Annotated in this window: 23 protein-coding genes; 20 read left to right on the plus strand and 3 right to left on the minus strand. The window is 47.5% G+C overall.

The features are described 5' to 3' along the window. Nucleotides 1–476 precede the first annotated feature (476 nt). The 9 genes from HA052_RS04325 (at nucleotide 477) to HA052_RS04365 (ending at nucleotide 6,042) form a co-directional block, all read left to right on the plus strand. A complete protein-coding gene (locus HA052_RS04325; protein ID WP_166450933.1) occupies nucleotides 477–818 on the plus strand; it encodes a hypothetical protein in 342 nt (113 codons plus the stop codon). 105 nt (nucleotides 819–923) lie between these two features. Next, nucleotides 924–1,289, plus strand: a complete 366-nt coding sequence (locus tag HA052_RS04330) for a hypothetical protein (protein WP_166450934.1) — start codon at nucleotides 924–926, stop codon at nucleotides 1,287–1,289. 313 nt (nucleotides 1,290–1,602) lie between these two features. Next, nucleotides 1,603–1,848: a hypothetical protein gene (locus HA052_RS04335; protein WP_166450935.1), complete on the plus strand. Its 246-nt coding sequence runs from the start codon at nucleotides 1,603–1,605 to the stop codon at nucleotides 1,846–1,848. A 155-nt stretch (nucleotides 1,849–2,003) separates the two neighbouring features. Continuing rightward, complete coding sequence (locus tag HA052_RS04340) at nucleotides 2,004–2,270, plus strand: hypothetical protein (protein ID WP_166450936.1); 267 nt, start codon at nucleotides 2,004–2,006, stop codon at nucleotides 2,268–2,270. A 279-nt stretch (nucleotides 2,271–2,549) separates the two neighbouring features. After that, nucleotides 2,550–2,936 carry a hypothetical protein gene (locus HA052_RS04345; RefSeq protein WP_166450937.1) on the plus strand — a complete coding sequence of 129 codons (387 nt, stop codon included), beginning with the start codon at nucleotides 2,550–2,552 and terminating at the stop codon, nucleotides 2,934–2,936. 573 nt (nucleotides 2,937–3,509) lie between these two features. Then, nucleotides 3,510–3,866 carry a hypothetical protein gene (locus HA052_RS04350; protein WP_166450938.1) on the plus strand — a complete coding sequence of 119 codons (357 nt, stop codon included), beginning with the start codon at nucleotides 3,510–3,512 and terminating at the stop codon, nucleotides 3,864–3,866. A gap of 28 nt (nucleotides 3,867–3,894) precedes the next feature. Beyond that, nucleotides 3,895–4,194: a hypothetical protein gene (locus tag HA052_RS04355; protein ID WP_166450939.1), complete on the plus strand. Its 300-nt coding sequence runs from the start codon at nucleotides 3,895–3,897 to the stop codon at nucleotides 4,192–4,194. Between the two features lie 899 nt (nucleotides 4,195–5,093). Next, the gene (locus tag HA052_RS04360; RefSeq protein WP_166450940.1) at nucleotides 5,094–5,342 is read left to right on the plus strand and encodes a hypothetical protein; all 249 of its coding nucleotides are present in this window, start codon (nucleotides 5,094–5,096) and stop codon (nucleotides 5,340–5,342) included. Nucleotides 5,343–5,769: 427 nt separating this feature from the next. Next, nucleotides 5,770–6,042, plus strand: coding sequence for a hypothetical protein (locus HA052_RS04365; protein ID WP_166450941.1), 273 nt, complete (start codon nucleotides 5,770–5,772; stop codon nucleotides 6,040–6,042). Here HA052_RS04365 and HA052_RS04370 read toward each other — a convergent pair. Next, nucleotides 6,014–6,433, minus strand: coding sequence for a hypothetical protein (locus tag HA052_RS04370; protein WP_166450942.1), 420 nt, complete (start codon nucleotides 6,431–6,433; stop codon nucleotides 6,014–6,016). The two genes, HA052_RS04365 and HA052_RS04370, sit on opposite strands and share 29 nt — an antisense overlap. 484 nt (nucleotides 6,434–6,917) lie before the next feature. Here HA052_RS04370 and HA052_RS04375 point away from each other — a divergent pair, with 484 nt between their 5' ends. The 6 genes from HA052_RS04375 (at nucleotide 6,918) to HA052_RS04400 (ending at nucleotide 10,020) form a co-directional block, all read left to right on the plus strand. Then, nucleotides 6,918–7,184: a hypothetical protein gene (locus tag HA052_RS04375; RefSeq protein WP_166450943.1), complete on the plus strand. Its 267-nt coding sequence runs from the start codon at nucleotides 6,918–6,920 to the stop codon at nucleotides 7,182–7,184. A gap of 75 nt (nucleotides 7,185–7,259) precedes the next feature. Beyond that, on the plus strand, nucleotides 7,260–7,664 hold the full coding sequence (locus HA052_RS04380) for a hypothetical protein (RefSeq protein WP_166450944.1): 405 nt from the start codon (nucleotides 7,260–7,262) through the stop codon (nucleotides 7,662–7,664). A 114-nt stretch (nucleotides 7,665–7,778) separates the two neighbouring features. Continuing rightward, entirely contained in the window at nucleotides 7,779–8,180 is a 402-nt protein-coding gene (locus HA052_RS04385) for a hypothetical protein (protein ID WP_166450945.1), read from the plus strand. Nucleotide 8,181: 1 nt separating this feature from the next. Next, complete coding sequence (locus tag HA052_RS04390) at nucleotides 8,182–8,418, plus strand: hypothetical protein (protein ID WP_166450946.1); 237 nt, start codon at nucleotides 8,182–8,184, stop codon at nucleotides 8,416–8,418. Between the two features lie 84 nt (nucleotides 8,419–8,502). Further along, nucleotides 8,503–9,282 carry an N-6 DNA methylase gene (locus tag HA052_RS04395; protein WP_166450947.1) on the plus strand — a complete coding sequence of 260 codons (780 nt, stop codon included), beginning with the start codon at nucleotides 8,503–8,505 and terminating at the stop codon, nucleotides 9,280–9,282. 111 nt (nucleotides 9,283–9,393) lie between these two features. Beyond that, on the plus strand, nucleotides 9,394–10,020 hold the full coding sequence (locus HA052_RS04400; protein ID WP_166450948.1) for a hypothetical protein: 627 nt from the start codon (nucleotides 9,394–9,396) through the stop codon (nucleotides 10,018–10,020). A gap of 91 nt (nucleotides 10,021–10,111) precedes the next feature. Here the strand turns inward: HA052_RS04400 and HA052_RS04405 are convergent, their stop codons facing one another. Then, the gene (locus tag HA052_RS04405) at nucleotides 10,112–10,378 is read right to left on the minus strand and encodes a hypothetical protein (protein ID WP_166450949.1); all 267 of its coding nucleotides are present in this window, start codon (nucleotides 10,376–10,378) and stop codon (nucleotides 10,112–10,114) included. 318 nt (nucleotides 10,379–10,696) lie between these two features. Further along, nucleotides 10,697–11,314, minus strand: a complete 618-nt coding sequence (locus tag HA052_RS04410) for a hypothetical protein (RefSeq protein WP_166450950.1) — start codon at nucleotides 11,312–11,314, stop codon at nucleotides 10,697–10,699. A 489-nt stretch (nucleotides 11,315–11,803) separates the two neighbouring features. Here HA052_RS04410 and HA052_RS04415 point away from each other — a divergent pair, with 489 nt between their 5' ends. The 5 genes from HA052_RS04415 to HA052_RS04435 all read left to right on the plus strand — a co-directional run bounded on the left by HA052_RS04415 (nucleotide 11,804) and on the right by HA052_RS04435 (nucleotide 16,494). Then, a complete protein-coding gene (locus HA052_RS04415) occupies nucleotides 11,804–12,394 on the plus strand; it encodes a hypothetical protein (RefSeq protein ID WP_166450951.1) in 591 nt (196 codons plus the stop codon). A 504-nt stretch (nucleotides 12,395–12,898) separates the two neighbouring features. Further along, nucleotides 12,899–13,600 (plus strand): hypothetical protein, encoded by a 702-nt coding sequence (locus HA052_RS04420; RefSeq protein WP_166450952.1) that lies wholly within the window; start codon nucleotides 12,899–12,901, stop codon nucleotides 13,598–13,600. A gap of 596 nt (nucleotides 13,601–14,196) precedes the next feature. Then, a complete protein-coding gene (locus HA052_RS04425) occupies nucleotides 14,197–14,901 on the plus strand; it encodes a DUF2786 domain-containing protein (RefSeq protein WP_166450953.1) in 705 nt (234 codons plus the stop codon). A 191-nt stretch (nucleotides 14,902–15,092) separates the two neighbouring features. Next, nucleotides 15,093–15,659: an NYN domain-containing protein gene (locus tag HA052_RS04430; RefSeq protein ID WP_166450954.1), complete on the plus strand. Its 567-nt coding sequence runs from the start codon at nucleotides 15,093–15,095 to the stop codon at nucleotides 15,657–15,659. A 373-nt stretch (nucleotides 15,660–16,032) separates the two neighbouring features. Beyond that, nucleotides 16,033–16,494 carry a hypothetical protein gene (locus HA052_RS04435; RefSeq protein WP_166450955.1) on the plus strand — a complete coding sequence of 154 codons (462 nt, stop codon included), beginning with the start codon at nucleotides 16,033–16,035 and terminating at the stop codon, nucleotides 16,492–16,494. The last annotated feature ends 19 nt before the right edge of the window (nucleotides 16,495–16,513 follow it).

Genomic DNA, 16,513 nt, shown 5'->3' on the forward strand with positions numbered 1-16,513 from the left:
ATGGCACATATGATCAACGTGTGGCGCAGTACCCCGCAACCAACAGACTAACCATCGTGAAACCACGCGCCATGATGGCGCCCGCGGGCACCAGTAATGGTGGCCAAAATTCAACAACGTTTCGTTATCGACTTCACACTCGTTGTAGTTTCGACGATATTCGCTATCTCACTTGGGCTTAAATCCGGAGTTGCGCGTGAGCGGGCAAAGCTAGCTCTGAACATGCCGCTTAGGGGAAACGCTATGCTGGCGAGGAATGCCCCGAACTGCACCATGCTCGCGCTGGCTGCCTCAATAGCGTTCTGATACCCAAGAGAGCCCGCCAAAAGGGCGTAAGCGCCTCTATGTTGGGGCAGACTGCTGGGCATCACGATCTACCCGCCTGGCAACTCCAAGGTTGGAAGATCCGCTCCGGATGGCTGATAGGCGGGGGGACGAATAGGAAAGTAATTGTGATGAATAGGACTGAATGCTGAATGGGCCTGCTTGTGATTCTGAATCAAGGCAGCGAAATGGAAGAGATTCCGATGGCCGAAATTTACCCATCCTCGTTGAGACAAATGCTGGGCGGAGAATTCCAACTTGCGCAAGTCATTTATCGTCAGGATGGGCGTTACATGGCATTCAATCCTGAGTCTAAAGAATGCATAAACGAATTAGCTACTAATCTCTTTCAAGAATTTATGAGAGCCATGGCTCCCATGCTGCCAATTGCTGCCAAGAAGCAACATGAATTCATTAGAGGAAAAGCCATCGTTTTTATTGACGTTTCCATTGGTGAATATTGGACAGATGTAAGCGAATTTTGGTATCACTGAATTCAAGTGAAGGCAAATCTGTGAGACCTACTAAGTGGCAAATTGAGTAACTCTGGCAGTCCCTCGATGTAACAAGCAAGAAATCTCAAATTTAAAGGAAACATCATGAAGAAAATTCTGCATGGCTTATTGCTGATGAGCCCTCTTGTCGTTGGAGCCAGTTCGTTGACGGTTGCGTCAAATATTCCCCCTAATCTAAAGGAATTTGTTGATGCAAATGGTGAAATTGTTGGAGCGGTGGTATATGGAAATGCTCGGACGCGATCTTACGTGAAGGAAATAAAGCCTGGAGTACCGATGGAGATCATCCAGGATGTTGTGTGGGAAGGTGAGAAAATTTATAAGACTAAGAACGGAAGTTGCCTCCAGGAAGTGCGCTCTGGCTTAAGCGTTAAAGATAATAAAACTCCGCTCGGGATAGTTCAGCTCCCGTCTTATGAGAGAAGCCTTTTGGGAATTAAATGCCCTTAGAGGAAGGTGGGTAGTAATCGTAAATCTTGCGGCTAGTGCCCGCTGGCAGCCAAAAAAGGAACTGAATAATGAACTTAAAGGCGATCCTCCCAGTAATTCCCAAAGAAGCAAAGAAACGGCTCCCTGTGTCGGTTATGATTGGCGAGACTCTCAACTTAAAAACGTTGGAATTCCTTCTTCGACTCAATAAATAGTCTGCAGATGGCTGCCGGCTTCGTAGCCGGCAACTACACGCAGATTCCATTGTATAAATGTCAAGTTGATGTGCGTTCGCACCCACGTCGACCAGTAGTCAAGAAAATAGGAGTTTGCGATGCCAACAGATGAAGAACAAGCTCTGCTTGACCTCCAAGTCGCAGATTGGACAATGGAGCTACAAGGCTTAGCAGGAAAGATCGCAACCGCCAAAGGGAGGAACTGCGCAATTGTTCTTATAGAACCTAAGGGTGAAGGCTATGAAGATGTCTGCCCCCAATTGATTGTTGAGGATGCGTTAGGGGTCCTTTCCCGCGGCTGGCCCTCTGCCTTCAGCGTAACGATTCTAAACCGATCAGACTGATAAACAAAAATTCAATAATATTCAAGAAAGTTACCATAGTCGCTACAGAATTAGAGGCGAAGCAGCTCACGGTTGTCGTTGATCCTCAAGTGTCCGGCTTGTCGGAGTTGAAGATCGGTTGCATATGCATTTAAGAATTAATTGGGAACAACAAAATGAGTAGTGATAAAAAAATAGAGCGAGGCCTGCGAGATTTGGTGTTTCCCTGGATACAGGCACTTGGTACCCGTGAAGGTCTTGAGCAATCTTCCGATGTCTTGGCCAGGGCCCTGGCCAAGGTATACGTATCAGCATCGTCTGGAGGGGATGGCGAAATGGCGGTTCTGATGCTCTCTGGATTGGTCAATAAAATTAATCATGAAATTGAGTTGCTGAGTCCTACAGTTGGAGTGAGTGAGAATACCAAAGTAACATCGCAGTGACATGCAGTTTTCTTCCTCTGCATTGAGATGAAGCTAGAAGTGGATCGATGCGACCAGGCTACTATCACTTCGGTGGCCATATGTTTACACTTGATATGTGCAAAGACAGAATTAAACTCATTGAGTCCTTGAAACCCCTATGCGAACAGATCCGGAAAGTGGCGTTTCGAGGCTCGTGTACAAATATGGAAGGGGCCAGCTGGCGGCTTTCTCTCCGGGGGTGAGCAGACCCAGGCCACACCCCCGACCACAAAGCCTGAAACATCGAGGAGCACATTAATGAAGAATCTTCCATCAAAGTTACTGCAAGACCTCGCCAAGGCTGGTTTTGCTAGCTTCCCCAAAGAGCGTGCGCCAGTCATCATGGGGCTAACAAGCCGAGCAGATGCACTGCCGAGCGTTTATCGTTCATTGGTAGTGAAGCAGGGAGTGCTAGATGCTCACGATCTCGTGACCTTGGAAGTCGATTCTTCAGAGCATATTCGTGTAATTGTCTATGACGTGAATGATGAAGATTCTGTCGACGGTATTGTGTACTGCGATGATTTTGCGCCGTTGAATTCAGCGAAAGGCATGGCGCTTCTTGATGATGCTTTTATTCTTCAAGCTTGGTCTGACCGGAGTCAATGGGGTTTGGACGGTAAGCGTCGAAAACATGAATATTAGCAGCCTTAAGAAAGAGGGTGTTGTAGTCAGGATAGTCGAGTATGTTCTTTATCACGTAGTCGAAGTCTGAGCTGCGTTTTCATACTATATATTAAATCTCACACAAGCAATAAAGATCATGACTTTAAACATAGACTTCGAATATGACAGCAAAAGAGATGGGTTTGTCTATACAATTAAGGATAAGCTTTCTGGTAAGGAATTAGCGAAATCGACAGACGCATTTGAATCTCCGAGAGAGGCGATGCGTACGTGTCTGATGCGGCTTAATTCTGCGGGAATTAGTAACATTCCTCAGGAGAAAATTGAAAATAGTGTTTTGATCTACAGAGATACTAAGTGGGTATAGTGATTTCTTTTGCTGATGTATATGGGTTAGTCAATATAGTGCGTGCAAAGTTTTAAAATCAAGACCCGTTCGCTACGAATGGGTCTTTGCATTTGATTGTAAAGAGCATTATGGTGTGGTGGGACTAAGTTGGTTCGTCGCGTATGCAAAAAAATGTAATGGCTAGAATTTATTGAAGGAACTGTTAGAATTGACCTAACGTAATGTAATTGAGTAGGTTGAAAATGGAACTTGAACACCTAGAAGGGTTGATTGCGGAGGGCGGTGACTTGCGGACCATATACTGTATAGACTACGGCAGCATGGCTGGCGATTATAAGTTTTTCAATTCGAGTAATGAAAGAGATGTTAGTTTATTGAAATATTCAGTTGATTCGCATGCTGCCTTTTTTGACATGGATGTGCCCGCAGATGTCGCATGTGAATACTTTGCTCTAGATAATTTGATCTATAATGCTGCTTTCAAAAAGCTCTATAAAGTAGGGCTTAGATTTTGTCGGCAAGTAAAAATAGAGAACACGAATGCATATAAAGTGGTTCCTTCTCCAAACGCGTTAATGAACGAGGACATACAATTTTAAGAGCCCAAATTGATTGGAGGATTTAGTGGTGAATAAAATTCAGTCATTAAGTCAATTTGCCATTGTTCTTACCTCTCTGCTTGCCGACAAGCCTCAGGGTACTGTAGGTCGCTTACCTACTGGGGGTCATGTGTGGATACTGGACGGCCAGGTCATATATTGTTGGGAAGGAGCAGAGATTGACTTTGCTTTTCCATGGGACCAGTCTGCCCTGGATGCCGCAACGATAGAAGAGGTCAATGATTGGCTTAAAAATCCGACATTTGAATGCCACATACCAGATGAAGAATTTGAGGGTGATTTGTCGCTTTCTCCATTTCAAGAGTGATTGATAGGCAAAGCCGATTGAGCGAGGCCGCATGGACTCGGGGGTGGAGTGGAAGCCATGCATAGATTGGCTCCGGCGGCCGCACGAAATTCATACTTATCGCCGTGACCTGTGTGGTATCCGCTGGAAAGTTACTAGTCTGACGCAGGGGGGCGCATCAGGTGTACTGCAGTCGTCAGCTAGACGAAACGGGCTGGCATGCAACTGCTTCAACAAAACAAGTATGGGAAAAGCGATGGATGCTGTGCTGGTAACACAGCATCCATCTGACCACCAGAGATCTAAAAGGGAGATCCAGATGGCTGCACCTATCGTACACAAAAAAATTGTCTATCGGGCTGCTCGTGGAAAGTATTTCGGCTTCGCGCCTGCTCATCGTAAGGCGCGTGGGCTCGGTCGATGGTGCATTTGCATGGCTAGACTGAGTGACGGATTTCAATTTGCCAGGGCAGATGTTGCTATGCCCGTCTTCAGGTGCATCCCGGTGAACAAAGACCGCACCTATCACTAAGGCTGCGCGGAGGAGTTGGATATCTTAACCTGCATAGGGCTTGCCGCGTTTCCTAGTGCCTCAATGCTCAGCCACCATACATGGTGTTTTGAAGGCCATCAGACATGGAACGCGGAAACTAGCTCAATGACGATTAAGATGAGGCATTGGTTTCGGTATGTGTCGAATGCTGCATTGAAATCAATGAATTATGTTGGCATTGCGATGCAAATTTGTTGTCTGCTTACAGATTTCAGAGCTTGAGGACTGTATGGATAGGCTCGCGAGAGAGTACAGAGCCAAGGTGGCAAAGCGGCATCTTGATACACTAGTACTACGAGCCAACCGAGAAAATTGATTTCGCTTGGTCAACGTGTGACCAAATCAAATTAACCACGGTGTGTTACAAATGATTGAAAACCTGCAAGCCATGTTGTCAACTACCCGTCACGGAGTGAGCTTTGAACAGTGCTTGGCACAATGCGTTCAAACCAAAGAACTGGTAGACGCCTATGATCGCCTTCAGGGCACTAACCTTGCTCGCCGCGGTTCACCGTTGGACCTGGCTATTGATGTTGCCTCAGGTCGACTTGAGTCTGAGCTTGAAGAATACATTGAATTTTGCTGGGACAGCATATTCATGCGTTTCGGCGCATAACGAAACGACTTTTTGCCAGGTACTGACTTTGCATGTGGCTAAGTCATACCTGATCGGGTTCTTCCCTGGTGCTATGCTACAACTAGAGCGCTTACGTCGATAGGGAGATTGCATAATGTAGGAAGGTGTTATATTTTTAATTCAACTTGAATGTGGAACAGGTGGGGATATGAATATTTCTTTAATTGTTGTGTTTGGAGTAGTATTTGTTGCCATATTGGCAGTACTTGCAGGGATATCGTTTACTACGGAAGTCGTTCGTTGTCGTTGTGGTTTTGTTAGTAGAGTGCCGATTGGAGTTGAAGACTGCACATGCGAAAATTGCGGGTTTAAATATAAGAAACCATTATAACTGTCAAGGTTTGTATGCAAAGCTAATGGCTTAATTTAGCCTAGGCACAACTCTCTCTGACAAGGGTAACTATCAATGTCTTTCTCAATATTTGCTATCACGATTTTGATGTATTTGGCTGGTTTCGTATATATGAAATTGATTGAGTTTCAGCGGGAAAAGCTTAATGACACAGAAATTCTCGCATTGCGTGCCGCAGCAGCCGGAAATAAAATTGCAGAGCAGTTGGTGGAGCTAAAAAGCGAAGAAAAATTTTCACCGCGTGAATATGCTGCACTCAGGTGTAGAGTTGATGCCATTGTATCGAAGGGGGCTAATCCTATAAAGCCTGATCAGTTGTCTGATTAATTCTAGCCAATTGAAGTTTAATATCGGCGTTTATAACCATTTCATCAAGTAATGCTTGGATAGACTGGGCTGATGCCCGGCCAAGCATGTCGCGCAGCGCGGTCATCCACAGCTCCGCACGCTCCAGTTCATCAAGATCAATTTGCAGCACATCACCACTAGCCATCGCTGCCTCCAGGGGAAAGATTAAGGGATCTAACCCCCTTGGATCAGGCGCCAGCATCCTGCTCTGACGGGCCGCGTCGGCAAGGCTCCTCATCAAGCGAAGATTCGAAACTTGCTCCAGATCGACTATTCCTTGTCGCATTGCTGCCAAAGCATTCTGTCCAGGGGCAACCATCTTGTTCGAGAGGTCGAAGAAGGGCAGTCGCTGCGCACGCTTTTTTTTCATCAATGTGCTCCGTTATAGGTGCCCACAGATTCAAACACTTGAAGCTGGTTTGGGCTATAGCTTGGCTATGTGAATTCAAGTTCTTACATCTGCGGGTTGTTACAACGCAATGATATAGTATTTTGGTGCAAGTAGTGCTTGAGGGAGGAAATTCTGTTTTTTTGCAAGTAGTTACGACCTGAGTTGTAAGGTGGGCTCAGGTGCAATGTGATTACGGAGCACCAATACTGAGTGATCGAATCGAATTGCAACTACTCGTTGCTTCGTGCCACCAGAGAGATTATCCTAGCAAGTAGACGTACCGAGCTGCCGGCAGCAGCATTTTACATGGGCCCTTGGCCAAGATTTCCCCCGCGACCTTCGTGTCGCTCTTCGCAGGCTTACCCCTGCATTCCAACTATCATCCCGGATTGCCGTGATGAAGCTTTCCCACCGGGACCATCTCCCGGTGGGTGGTGGTCTCCTAACTCTTTGGAGAAACACCATGAAGCAGATCTACCGCGGGTTCAGAGTCGGGAACAAAGTCACTTCACTCGTTCCTGTCCGTGCGACAGGTAGCGGGCTGAATGGAAGGCCCCTGTCTACTTTTGAGCCTGGCATGCAAGGCAAGGTTCTGAAGATCAACTCATGGTTCAGTCGTCCACGTAACACAGTTGGGCAGTATTACTTTGTCCTGGAGTATTACAGTGGGGAGCAACGTTGGGAGGTCACTCTCAAGGCTGACCAGATTGCTAAACTGAGCCATCGCTAAACAAAACACCAGTAATCGACCCACCCGGGGCTTTCTTCCCGGAAGGGAAGTCCCCTACTTATAAGGAGCCTTCCCATGACTGTCACAGTCGACTTTCCAGATCCGTTTACCAATCTTCCTACTTCTGTTCGTGTTATGCACGGCTCTGAAGGGTTTAAAGTAATTGGATACTGGAGTAGCTCAAGCGGAAACACCATTAAACAGACCCGTTCCAGATGGGAGGCATTGTTGACGGCCGCCGCGTGGAAAGGTGCCGATAAGATTGCTCTATTGACCTTATTGGAACTTGGCGCCGAAACCCGAATATCCGAAGTCTACGATGCACAGCCCGAAGTCGCCAATGCGTTATGCGTGCTGGTGCCAGGGTTTGAGTATCCTGACTGGTCGCATCTGACCATGCTTGAAGCCATGTCTGTTATTGCCGCCCGCCGGACAGTGTTCCAATCTAGTCATCCTTCCAATAAGCCAGTTTCACATTGAAATTGAGCTAGATGAAGAAGGATGGAAAACGGATTTTTTTCCACATGATTATGTTTTAAACCCGCTTGGGACGCATTTACCGCGGGAATGGTCCCTCTTAACAGGAGTAGGACCATGTACATACCCGAGGAACTTGAGGACTTCATTGCACAGCGCAATCGTGCTCATTCTGAGTTTCGAGAAGAGGTGATTAAAATCCTTAAACAGCACGAGCATGATGTGCCACATGTTGAAGGCTATTTCCTGCAACTTCTAAATGGTCGAAATGGCCACTGCGAGGAGATTGAGGAAATTGGATTCAAGGGACCGTGTTTTGGCCCGTTGAAGAGTTTTCACATCTCATACTTAACCAGCATCAAGCTCGAATTTGAGGGCGAAAGCAGTTCTATACCACCTACAAGGATGATGGAAAGTATTATGGAGATTTCGAACTGGCGTTCCGAAAAGCCGGAGAAATCAGACCATAATATGGGCCAACCCACTGCAATGCTTGTACGTGACTGTCAAGGAGAATGAAATGCGTTTGAAGACAGAAACTTTCTTACTGCAGTTAGTGGAAAGAGCCACTTTAGAGCCACTTTCAGAAGTGTACGAGAGCAACTTGGAGCGTGGTGAAAACGAATATGATTTTTCCGTTGAAGATCGCATGAAGCGAAGCTTTCTCGTAGAAATTGAAACGTTGATCAAGCACACCCCCAGTTTGCGTAGAAAGCTAGCAGGCTGTGATTGGATAATCGATTGCACGGTTGTCTGATTAACCAGCAGCTTTAGAGATTTTTTTAACCCTGCCGGGGCTCTTCCCGGAAGGGAGGGCTCCGGAATTAAATTTGGAGCTCTCATGGCAAAACTATCCCATTTACCCAAACAGATTAAGGACTTAATCAAGGCTCTCGACGGAGGCTATCAGCACGGGCCCAGGACCATGCTCGAGGCTTTTGTAGAGCACACCCTTTCAGTTTGGAAGGCGCCGGGGGTGGACCGGCCACAACCGTCCTTGCGTGATCGTATGCAGGATGCCTTCGAATGTTACGGTGAGCTAATCAAGACCCATGAGCCCTTTGAGGATATCCTCGGCCCTGTTTTCATGGAGGTTGTGTCTGGTAAGTCTCGTGATGCGAAGGGGCAGTTTTTTACACCTTGGAGCATGTGCAAAATGATGGCGATGATGACTATCGGAACTGATCCGGTTAAATCACATGACCGCTTGACAACCATCATTGACCCGGCGTGTGGCAGTGGGGCGATGTTGCTTGCAGCAGCTAATCAGATCCTGACGACGCAAGGAAATCAGGCGCTCTATATGACCAGCATTTCTGCCATAGACATTGACCTCCTCTGTGCTCGCATGACTGCGGTACAGATGGTGGCCAACTGCAATGTGTGGGGTGTCCAGTTGGGGGAGATTGTCGTGTACCAGGGCAACAGCCTTGGCCCTCTAACAGATATGCGTACAGTGCTGCATGCGAATGCGCCAGGCCATGTCGTACCGCCCGCGCTGGATCCTATTCGGCAACGGATGATTCGGAATTCAATTGGCCATCGGTCTGTGCAAGCGCCGTCACGAGCCCGTGATCCCGCTTATACAGTAGAGAAGCCGATGCTGGCGACAATCGATTAACCTAAATGCCTCTGTGAGGCGCTATTAACTTTGCCAGGCATTTACTGGCGCTACCCCTGACGGGCTTCTCCCCGTTAGGGGGGAGGCTTGTCCTTACCTAAGGAGAGCTTCATGCAACCTAGTGTTATTCAACGTCCTCATCCTACATATGTAGACATGAGTCAGTTAGTGCTTCAGAAGGATGGGCTGGATATACCCATCCTGAACGTCAGTGCTTTCTCACGCCTGCAGGCGAAAGATATGCGTGATGATCTGGACCGAACAAAGTTCACCTATACAGCTCGCTATTGCAATGGTGGCCTGACGCGCGATCTTCATGAACTCATAAGGCGCATCCAGAACAAAGAGGTAAAGCTACATCCATTGACAAAAATTGAAGATGATGGCCGATTTTTCACCTTTTGGGGAGGAATCGCTGGGGTTACCCAGGACTTCTGCTTTTTGATTTTTGATGAAGGTTTGGCATACCAGGTGATGCTTGTTTCAGGGTTGGAGCCTGAGAAAGTGCTGAAGGCTTTTATGGCCAGACGCAAATTCACGATTCTTCCCGAAATCAAAGCAAACCGCCTGCGTCATGTATCTGCCTTGGCAAATGATGAGCAAGTCGTATTACCTCCTTTCTTCGAGAAGCAGGAAGATGGCACGTTTTTGTCACTCATTGTGCGAACTCGGGTCATCATCACCGATGGCCTGCTCGAGCTTCGGCGCCAGGTGTTGCCACAGGGAGAGCCGGTTTGAACTGCTGTAGTCCTGATCGTCCATTTACTGATGATACAGTTTAGAGCAGAGAATATGAAACTCCGGCAATGACATCAGGTTGTCAGTAGGTCTAGGCAGAAACTGAGTCCATGCAAGAAACGGAAACTGTATTTAATACGATTGGATTAATAACCTGTCCATAGAGGCAAATATGAATAGCTTTAAATTGGTGATGTATACCTTGTTGTGTGGTCTTACTGTAGGTCTGATTGGAGCCGTGGTCGATCTGGTATTTCATGATGTATACAGCGCAATGGGTTTGATGCTGTTGTCCAGCATTGTCACTATCAACAAAATGATTCATATTATTGATTGTGAAATTGGCCTTGGTGTTCATTTGGCTACTGCTACATCCGAAGTCCGAAAGTGTTATTAGTGGCGATATGGCTTTATATGATACCCGTTTCTAATCCGCATACTTCAGTACTCACCAGAAAATCGGTGTTTGTGTTGACACAGTGTCTGAAAGGACAGAAGTAAAACGTTAAGTGTTTTGATCTTTGCTTGTTAATCTAGCAATGTGCTATTGACCCAAAGGCCCTCGACTCGCGTATGCGATCGAGGGCCTTTTCACGTCTATTTAGACTTTCCATATTGCCAGATGGCAATAAAAAAAGCCCTGCCTCTCATTAAGAGGGCAGGGCTCTGCAACAGTTCAGACGAATAAGTTGCTGGTTGGCCAAAGAACGGAACGACCGTTGAAGTATTCCCCCAACTGCAAGCGCAATACAAGAGTTCTAGCCTGGTCGCTGTACTGGTTCGCTGTAGTGAAATTATCCCAGCCTCGCTCGAACGATGCTTTAGCGTTCAGCTCAAGTAAGCGAGCTGTGGCTGCTTCGCGTTCGGCCATGTCCGTAATGGGAGCGAGCCATGTGAAATTGCCGGACTTATACCCGCCAGAAGTAATGGCAACGTCTTCGCCGAGGTCATCCTTGATTGATACCCTGGAAACCCATGGATCAACATCGGAGTAGGCGTAATTACCTTCCGATTGGAAGATGTCAGCAAGGAAGTTGGTGTACTCCAGATCGAGTTGCTCTTTTGCAGACTCGATGCGGAACCAACACCCAGGAAGTGAGTGTGTCGCCGAAGCAGTGTATTCGTCATAGTGCTCATCGAGTGCCTTCCACTGAACCTCGATGGAAACGTGGAATGTCCGCGGCAACAGGTGCTTGATCATCGACTTTACGAATTGGCGATCTTGAATGGTCTGAAATGCTTCGGGAGACATATCAGCATCAACAGGAAAGTTCGTTTGGTTGAAATTTTGCATGTTACAACTCCTTGAAATAAAGCCGCGGAGCCTACCCTTGCGGGATGGCAAAGTTCCCGCATGTTTTTTTGAAAGGGGTTTAGACGAAAGGTAGAAATTCTCTGGTAAACCAAGAACGATCTTAAGAATACTAATCGGCTCACACTCATGATGAAGAGCTTGCGTGCAGACCTGATTACGAGATCGGTATACTTCGAGCATGCGCCCGGTTGCTGGTTAGAATTTGTGAACGTTGGAATGCAGGGAAGCCTGCTGATGCTGGTAAAACAGCAGAGTACCCATTCAGTTTAACGCTGTCTCTTGACTGATGCAAGGGTTGGGGAGTGACCCATTGGCTATGAATGAACAATAATAAATAATGCTTTGAATTGTTTTAGCATGCTGATGATGAAATGCCCTTCGCAGACCTAGAAAAGTACTTCTACAGGGGTATCATTCCACATCATCATTGATAACTGCGTGAGAGTAGCGATTCTAATATTTGCGAACATGGACACCCCAATCGCTTTGAGAATTCATCTCACTCAAATTTTTGCAAGGGTTTTTATTATGTTTTCTGCCAAATTTACCGACACGACTCACGACGATAGTGATTTTGCCAGCTATGACTCTATGATTTTGGGCATTACCCGCGAGGAGGTGGAAGCGGGAGCGATCGGCAAAGCATTGAGTCGTCTACTGCTACTATCAGACCAACTGCATTGGGTGCGCAAGTTTGAAGGAAAACTCTCTTTCGTGTTCTTTGGCTATGACAACGATCCTCGTGAGTTGTCAGAGATCGCTGATGTAAAGTGTTTCATGAAAAATCTGATAGAAGAGTGGCCATACTGGTTTCATTTTCTTGATCGTCGAGGTTCGCAAATAAGTACTCTTTTGCTCCTGTATTGCAAAGTAACCAAAGTAAAGCCGGTTTCAGGTGCCGTGGGTTTCGAAGTAGAAAATGCAAAAGAATTTGAGTCGATGATCTTTAAAATGTTTGAAGGAATGAACACTCTCCATGACTGTTACGGAATCAGCGAAGAGGTGAATAGTCGGATTTCTGCAGAAATATATGGTGCTTTGCACAGAATGTTAGGGTAGTTGTGCCACTCACAGATCGCCAATAGAAGCGACAGGATACTAGGCTAAATACAGAGAGTTCGTTGTTGTCTAATGCCAGGCAGGATGCATTGAAATATGCATCAGTCGCGGGCTAACTACGCTGTACTGGTAATCATGAGTGAGATTAGATTCTCAGGTTTTGTTTTATGCAGCGTTAAGAGGCCGGGGGCCGGGCACGGTAGCCGAATGGTGTACCCCTAAAGTGACTCCAAACTGATTCCAGTATTAAGAATGCGGGATGAAGGAGGGGGACTTCCTCGTAGCAGATGCCTTGCGGACCCCATAGCATCTGATTTAGCATCAGAGGCGGATTCTGTAGCACGTAAAGTTGCTAAGGCCGGTTCTCACAGTGTTCTAAGTCTACGAATATAGTCCTACTAACTCGCCCAGCGCCTCCGTATAGCCCATGGGCGAAACCATTCTCTATATTTGCGTCTGAATGCACGTCCCAATTCCAGTGGACGCTCACATGGGAGAGTTTGTTTGCGTTTCCTTTCACATTTTTTTAAGCGCTTCAACCAAGAACCTAAGTTGCCAACCGCTGCCAATGACATCGGAGAGTACTCTACTAATTTTGTGATCGCTTCTGCTTTCACCGCATCATGTGGATTTTCCAGAATCCCAGTCGACTGGAAAGAAGGCAGTGTACTGGATGTTGATGGATCACAGATTGCCTCTGTTATGAGGGTCGCAGGTATTCCTGATGCGAGTAAGTCAGCTGCTCAGTGCTTGAAGTGGTGCCACTTTCTTGCTCCTATCTTTGAAAAACAACTTGGTTGTCGGGTTTGGGTGACAATCGGTCAGGTGTGGAAGGGCGATGCGAAGATCTATGGTCCCACCTGGGGGGACATCAAGCGCTGGAGTGCTGAGGGCATTCAGTTGGAGGCAATGACTACCAGTGTTGGGTTTGACCTTCATGCGTGGTTGACCGTCGAAACTGGAGAGATCATTGACCCAACCTATCTGAGTACACTTGCGGCTACTCTAGGCGGACCATATAGTCAATTCGCGGGAGTTGTTATATGGGGCCGGGAGGAGACCCTTATGGAAGGGCACCGTTATTTCCCTATGGCAATTGGCAATGAATTGGTCGAGTCGATCGCGGCTAAGTCATGTGTTCCCTTGTTGGCTGCTAGAGTAGAAGAGTTGTTTGTCTACGCCGCATTGCTAGAACCGATACCTTAACAAGCTACAGTTTCAAAGCGGAAAATCTAAATGCAAAAGCAAGTAGAAAATTCTTTTCAACCATGTGCATGTATCACGGCTGTGGCAGGTATTGAGATGGGCGTCTTGGCGTTTTCATTGGCCTTCTTTTGATGGTGAGATGTGCGGCCTTGATGTGGCCTTCTGTGGAGAATTTTAGAGCGGTCGTGAGCATGTTCCTCTTTTTGATGTTGCCTGTAGGAGGGGCCGCGCTGTTGTCTGGGCCTACTTCCGCTAAGTTCGCATCGCCACCTTAAGCACGACGTCTTGCGCTGGCAGAGGGTAATACAATCTACTGAATGATAAAAATATCGGCTTTATCCCGACGAAGGATGCCAGCTTTTTGAGCACCTAGGTAATGGTGGTGCGCCCATATCCACTGTATGGGGACACAATGGCAGGGACCACGCGCAGTGTCGTTTACCTCCCATGGCATCATGGGGTTACGTTGGATATGAGCATTTTTTGCCGTCATTCACGCATGTATGCCCTTGTCCAGGAGTGGAATAATTGGGGTTAGGAATCCATCGCCAGGCAACGTGGCATACCGCGCACGTACTGGATTTTCAGCAAAAGGGATGTCTTGGTTGGACAAGCAAAACGCAATTTCTAAGATCAAAAAGTGCCTGGCCCTCGCAGAAAGCCTGAACAAACATGAAGCAGCGAGTGCCCTTCGGCAAGCTCAAGCGCTCATCAGGAAGCATGGTGTTAATGAGCTTGAGCTCATTTCTGCAGAAATAGCGCGTTGTGATGCAATCGCCAGCGCTAAATCCCGACCATCCGAATGGGAGTCCCTCCTTGCCTCAACAGTAGCCAAAGTGTTCGGCTGCCGTGCCCTGTTTGTTACTGATGGCACGGCTGCTCGGTGGGCGTTCATTGGTGCCTATCCAACCAACGAGCTTGCGCAATACGGGTTCGTTGTCATGCTTGAACAACTTAAGGCTCAGCGCAATGAGTACCGCAAGAAGCATTGCATGCACCTCATAGAAGCCAATAGGGTGATTCGCGCAGACCTATTCTGCTTGGGCTGGGTTGATGCTGTTCGACGAAACGTGCAAGCACTGGCGAGGAAGTTGACCAACAGTCCCGCAATCAATGCCTACCTCGAGACTAACTTCGAAGTAATTACCGATCTGGTTGTAACAAACCGCAGTGCTGGCAAGGAGTTGACTGTGAGGGAAGAGGAGGCCATGGAGATAGGTGCCGCGGCCGGCCGGATAGCGAACCTCACTCGAGCCCTTGGTTGTAATACCAATACCTGCTCGCTCTTGAAGTCAGCGTAAAGGGTAGGGGCTGGGGCGACAATGCGAGACAAAGCACCGGCATCGGATGTATGACGCTAGAAGAACGAAATTAATGCCCTAGATAATTGTTGTTTCTGGGGCTTTTTTTTTGTTTGGCATATAGCAGAATCGCAAATGAAATTGCCCGCAAATTTTCGAGGGCATAAAACATACTTTCAATCGGGGGCTATATGGGCCAACTGCTGTACGTTGACTATTCTAATCTGCACATAGAGGGTGGCCATTTGGCCGCAGTAAGTAAAGGCTATGCCTTAAATATTCATGAAGCAAGCAGCCGGAATGTCTTCGATCATCACTGGCTTTGCGACTTTGGCCGCCTATTTGATGTTCTTTCTCAAGGGCTGGAAGTAAAGAGAGCTGTACTGTTCGGCTCGACCCGAGAGGGCCAATCTTCACGCTGGGAGCTTGCCGCGCAGAATGGATTTGAGGTAATTGCACACGAACGAGATGTGTATAACAGGGAAAAAATGGTAGATATCGATCTCGCGCTGACAGTTCTCGAGGACGCATTAACAACCTATCAAGATGGAGATATCATTACCTTGGTAACGGGTGATCGAGACTTTGTTCCCTTGATCAATCGTTTGATGAAACGTCAGATTCCGGTGAGGGTGATGTTTTGGGCTCATGCGTCCAGGTCCTTACGCGAGCATCCCGGAGTGTTCTTCTCCGCCTTGAACCCCTTCTTGAAAACGCTCTGCTCGAGGTCAGTTGGTCAGACCTTTTCTGTCGCTTAGGGGCTCCCTCTGCAAAGCCGCCTGGGAAAGGATACCTTTATAGTGAGCCTCACGCCGGACCGAGCATTAGCCGACGATTCCCATCCATTTCAGCTTACTGTAAACTCATCTTGCATTCTTGGCCTTTGGCCTTGCGAGTTTCACTCGCCTTCCAACAGAGCGGTCGTTCCGTTCTTCCATCCCCGACTGGGCATACTCGCCTAGTCGGTGTGGTGTGCCCTATTCTTAAAGGTGCACCATGCAAAGTGTTCGTACCCTCGTAGCTCAGTATCTCCTCAACTACATTGGACAGGGCTATCGTATTTGCTCTGCAGAACCCAATGGACTCGCATACTCGGTTAAGTCGAAGCGAGGTAAGCCAGCCCGACTGATCATGCCCGTTGAAACCAATGGTGTATCAACGCGCGTTCTCAGCCTGCTTGTAGTAAGAGACTGCAAGCGCAAGGTTTCCTGGCTATTTACGGGCCAGCCAAAAGCCAATGCAAATGAGCTCGCTTTTTGGGGGCCATCGGGGAGATGCCGTTTTAGCCCGATGCTGTTAAGTGATAGGCCGGAAATTTGGGTTGATGATGTTCGTATTGAGCTACCTCCCCTGAAAACATGCCGTCTGATTGATAGAGCATTGACAGGAGAGAAGGTGGTAGTTATGAAGAGCGAAGTCAATGAGATCAGTAATGTATTGAAAGTGGGTTTTGAGCTGTCTATTGTTCCGAACCCAGGTCGAGTTGGTTCTCATTTTCTGGTCTCTAATCCAGAGTTGTTACAGCCGTTGGGTGGTACAAGGCCGGCGACGGCCAGACAGTATCACTCGAGTCCGCTCCGACTTACCGCCTAATTTTCCATATTTATATCCC

Source organism: Chromobacterium fluminis, assembly GCF_011602385.1.
In the GTDB taxonomy this organism is placed as follows: domain Bacteria; phylum Pseudomonadota; class Gammaproteobacteria; order Burkholderiales; family Chromobacteriaceae; genus Chromobacterium; species Chromobacterium fluminis.